The following is a 3,899-nucleotide window of genomic DNA, read 5'->3' on the forward strand; positions in this document are numbered from 1 at the left end:
GCAGCGCGCCGCCACCGCCGATTGTCATGAAGATCGCCGCGCCAATGCCGATCAGCGCGATCGTCCCACAACCCAGCCGGCTGCCGAGCAGCATCGGCAGCAGCGCGAACAGGATATTGCCGCCCCCGCCGCCAAACCCGCCCCCGCCGGAGCCGAGATCGCGGACATTGTCGCTGGGATCGAGATCGTCGAGCCGCATGGCCCACCCCTTTTCGTTCGTTTCCGTCCCGCCACAATGCCCCAAGCGGCATCGCGTTGCATGCATAATCCCGCATTGCCCTTCGCGCTGCGTTGCACCACATGTGCGCCATGGCCGATGCCGATCCACAGCGACGCAGCAAAGCGGGCCGCGATGCGCCGCTCCCGCTGCCCGGCTGCGTTGCGCTGGTGCTGCAGGGCGGCGGCGCGCTCGGCAGCTATCAGGCCGGGGTGATCGAGGCGCTGGCTGGCGCCGACATCGAACCCGACTGGGTCGCCGGCATCTCGATCGGCGCAATCAACGCCGCCATCGTCGCGGGCAATCCGCCCGAGCGCCGGGTCGAGCGGCTCGCGGCCTTCTGGAACCGCGTCACCAGCGGCCTGCCCAGCTTCCCGATCTTCCCGCAGGATCAGGTGCGCGAATTCGTCCATGAATGGTCGGCCGCTACGGTGCTGGCGCAAGGCGTTCCGGGCTTCTTCCACCCGCGCTCCGTCCCGCCTTTTTTCGCGACGCCGGGCAGCTGCGCCGCGCTCAGCTATTACGACACCGCTGCGCTGGCAGAGACGCTGGACACGCTGGTCGACTGGGATTTGCTCAACACCGGCCCGGTCCGCCTGTCGGTCGGCGCGGTCGAGATCGAGAGCGGCAATTTCCGCTATTTCGACACCAGCACCGACCGCGTCGATGCGCGTCACATCATGGCGTCGGGCGCGCTGCCGCCGGGCCTGCCCCCGGTCGAGATTGACGGCAAATATTATTGGGACGGCGGCCTCGTCTCCAACACCCCGCTGATCCACGTCCTCGATCATCAGCGCAGCGCTATGCTGGTGTTCCAGGTCGACCTGTTCTCCGCCGCCGCCGCGATGCCGCACACGATCACCGACGTGATGGCGCGCGAAAAGGAAATCCGCTTCTCCAGCCGCACCCGCCAGATCAGCGACGAGCGGCTGAAGCTGCGCAAGGAGCGCGAGCTGATCCGCAAGGTGCTGGCCAAGCTGCCCGACAGCCTTGCCGACGATCCCGATGTCGCCGCGCTGCGCCAGGCGGCGGACGAGCAGCCGGTCAGCCTCGTCCACCTGATCTACCGCGCCAATGCCTGGGAGGGCGGCAGCCGCGACTTCGAATTTTCCGCGCGCTCGATGCGCGAACATTGGCAGGCGGGCCGTGACGATGTCGCGCGCACCATGGCCAATGCGCGCCTGATCGCCAGCAACATCGCCGACGGCCGCACCGCAGCCTTCGACCTCGCCAAACGCTAGCCAGGAGTATTCCATGTTCCTCAAGGGAAAGTCCGCCATCGTCACCGGCTCCACCTCCGGCATCGGCCTCGCCATTGCCAAGGCGCTGGCGGCCGAGGGCGCGAGCGTGATGATCAACGGCTTTGGCGAAGCCGCCGCGATCGAAACCGAGCGAGCGGGGCTCGAGGGGATCAGCGGTGCCAAGGCGCTCTACGACGCCGCCGACATGAGCAAGCCCGACGCGATCTATGCAATGGTCGAACGCTGCCATGCCGAGCTTGGCGGGCCGGACATCATCGTCAACAATGCCGGCATCCAGCATGTCGCCAAGATCGAAGAGTTTCCGCCCGAAAAATGGGACGCGATCATCGCGATCAACCTGTCCTCGGCCTGGCACATGATGCGCGCCGCCGTGCCGCATATGAAGGCGGCGAAATGGGGCCGCATCATCAACACCGCCTCGGCGCATTCGCTGGTCGCCAGCCCCAACAAGTCCGCATACGTCGCCGCCAAGCATGGCGTGGCGGGCCTGACCAAGACGATCGCGCTCGAAACCGCGACCGACGGCATCACCGTCAACTGTATCTCGCCCGGCTATGTCTGGACGCCTCTGGTCGAGAACCAGATCCCCGACACGATGAAGGCGCGCGGTCTGACGCGCGAGCAGGTGATGAACGACGTCCTGCTCGCCGCCCAGCCGACCAAGGAGTTCGTGCTGCCCGAACAGGTCGCTGCGCTCACTCTGTTCCTGTGCCGCGACGACGCGCGATCGATCACCGGCGCGAATTACAGCATGGACGGCGGATGGACCGCGGCATGATGCGCCCCGCGCTCCTCGCCCTTATCGCGGGCCTGACGCTCACGGCGTGCGCGCGCGACGGCCTCAGCCTGGTCGACACGCAGCCCGAAACGCGCTGGCGCGCCGTCGCGACCGAGCCGGACCGCGAGCGGCTGCGCGACTGGCGCAAGGCATGGGTCGCCGCCCTGCCCGCCGCGCGCATCGCTGACAAGGGTGCGATCGCGCGCGGCGGCGCCTTATTCGAACCCGACCGCGCGCTCGCCAATGCTATGCCGCCCGTCGGCGACTATCGCTGCCGCACCTTCAAGCTTGGCGCGATCCGCCCGGATCTGCAGACCTTTGCCGAACGCCCTGCCGTGCGCTGCCGCGTCGGTCGCGACGGCGAGATGCCGGTCTTCGCGGTGCTGGAGGGCGAGCAGCGTCCGTCGGGCAAATTCTACGCCGAAACCGATGCGCGGGTGATCTTCCTCGGCACGCTCGAACTCGGCGACGAGCAGAAGGCGCTGCCGTACAGCCTCGACCGCAAGCGCGACATGGCCGGCTATATCGAGCGCGTCGCGGTCGGGCGCTGGCGGCTGGTGCTGCCCTATCCCAATTTCGATTCGCAGCTCGACGTGATCGAACTCGTCCCGGCGGGATAGCGTTGCACAGGGCGCGCGGTGGGTTAGGGTAGCGCCATGAAGACGCTCCTCGCCACCGCCGCCGCGACGCTCGCGCTTGCCGCCCCCACCCCCGCCGCCGCCGCCGCCGACAGCGTTCGCGACGCGACCATGCGCGAGTTGCCGTCGCTAATGACGCTGTACCGCGACCTTCACGCCAATCCGGAGGTCAGCCAGGCCGAGGTCAAGACCGCCGCCAAGCTCGCCGCTGAGGCACGCAAGGCGGGCTACACCGTCACCGAACAGGTTGGGGGGACCGGCGTCGTCGCGGTGCTCAGCAATGGCGACGGCCCGGTCGTGCTGATCCGCGCCGACATGGACGGCCTGCCGGTGACCGAGGAAACCGGCCTGCCCTTCGCGTCGAAGGTGCGCACCCGCACGCCCGAGGGCGTCGAGAGCGGGGTGATGCACGCCTGCGCGCACGATACGCACATGACCGCCTGGGTCGGCGCGCTGCGCAACCTTGCCGCGATGAAGGACCAGTGGCGCGGTACCGTCGTGATGGTCGCGCAACCGGCCGAGGAGAACAGCGCCGGCGCGCTCGCGATGCTCAAGGACGGGCTCTACACCCGCTTCCCCAAGCCGACCCACGCCATCGCCTTCCACAACAGCGCCGCGCTGCCTGCGGGCGTGATTGGCGTGCGTGCGGGCCCGACCTTTGCCAGCGTCGATTCGGTCGATATCGTGGTGAAGGGCGTCGGCGGCCATGGCGCCTATCCCGCGACGACCAAGGACCCGATCGTGCTCGGCGCACGCATCGTCTCCGCCCTGCAGACGCTGGTCGCGCGCGAGATCGACCCGCTCGATTCCGCCGTGGTCACGGTCGGCAGCTTTCAGGGCGGCACCCGCCACAATATCATCCCGGATCAGGCGCTGCTGCTGCTCACCGTCCGGGCCTATACGCCCGAGGTGCGCAAGCAATTGCTCGACGGCATCGCCCGCATCGCCAAGGGTGAGGCAATCGCGGCGGGGGTGCCGGAGGATCGCATGCCGGTCGTCACCGT

4 protein-coding genes and 1 pseudogene are annotated in these 3,899 nt (G+C 68.4%); 4 read left to right on the top strand and 1 reads right to left on the bottom strand.

The window, feature by feature from the left end; all coding sequences use genetic code 11:
- Positions 1 to 199: pseudogene (locus AX681_RS14285) on the bottom strand (KPN_02809 family neutral zinc metallopeptidase); the annotation flags it as partial.
- Positions 200 to 309: 110 nt separating this feature from the next.
- On the opposite strand from AX681_RS14285, the gene AX681_RS14290 reads away from it, so the two are divergent.
- From AX681_RS14290 to AX681_RS14305, 4 genes are all read left to right on the top strand, one after another.
- Entirely contained in the window at positions 310 to 1,458 is a 1,149-nt protein-coding gene (locus AX681_RS14290; RefSeq protein ID WP_066655908.1) for a patatin-like phospholipase family protein, read from the top strand.
- A 13-nt stretch (positions 1,459 to 1,471) separates the two neighbouring features.
- Positions 1,472 to 2,257, top strand: a complete 786-nt coding sequence (locus AX681_RS14295) for a 3-hydroxybutyrate dehydrogenase (RefSeq protein ID WP_066655906.1) — start codon at positions 1,472 to 1,474, stop codon at positions 2,255 to 2,257.
- A complete protein-coding gene (locus AX681_RS14300; protein WP_066682417.1) occupies positions 2,254 to 2,877 on the top strand; it encodes a DUF4893 domain-containing protein in 624 nt (207 codons plus the stop codon). The genes AX681_RS14295 and AX681_RS14300 overlap by 4 nt, the downstream gene beginning before the upstream one ends.
- Before the next feature lie 36 nt (positions 2,878 to 2,913).
- On the top strand, positions 2,914 to 3,899 hold a 986-nt coding region (locus tag AX681_RS14305; protein ID WP_066682415.1), incomplete at its 3' end, for an amidohydrolase.

Origin of the sequence: Sphingomonas sp. CCH9-E2 (assembly GCF_001557215.1) — a bacterium.
GTDB lineage: Bacteria > Pseudomonadota > Alphaproteobacteria > Sphingomonadales > Sphingomonadaceae > Sphingomonas.

Excerpts from the sequence above, each read along its gene's own strand:
- AX681_RS14290 (WP_066655908.1), top strand. The coding sequence starts at position 310 with ATGGCCGATGCCGATCCACAGCGACGCAGCAAAGCGGGCCGCGATGCG.
- AX681_RS14295 (WP_066655906.1), top strand. The coding sequence starts at position 1,472 with ATGTTCCTCAAGGGAAAGTCCGCCATCGTCACCGGCTCCACCTCCGGC.
- AX681_RS14300 (WP_066682417.1), top strand. The coding sequence starts at position 2,254 with ATGATGCGCCCCGCGCTCCTCGCCCTTATCGCGGGCCTGACGCTCACG.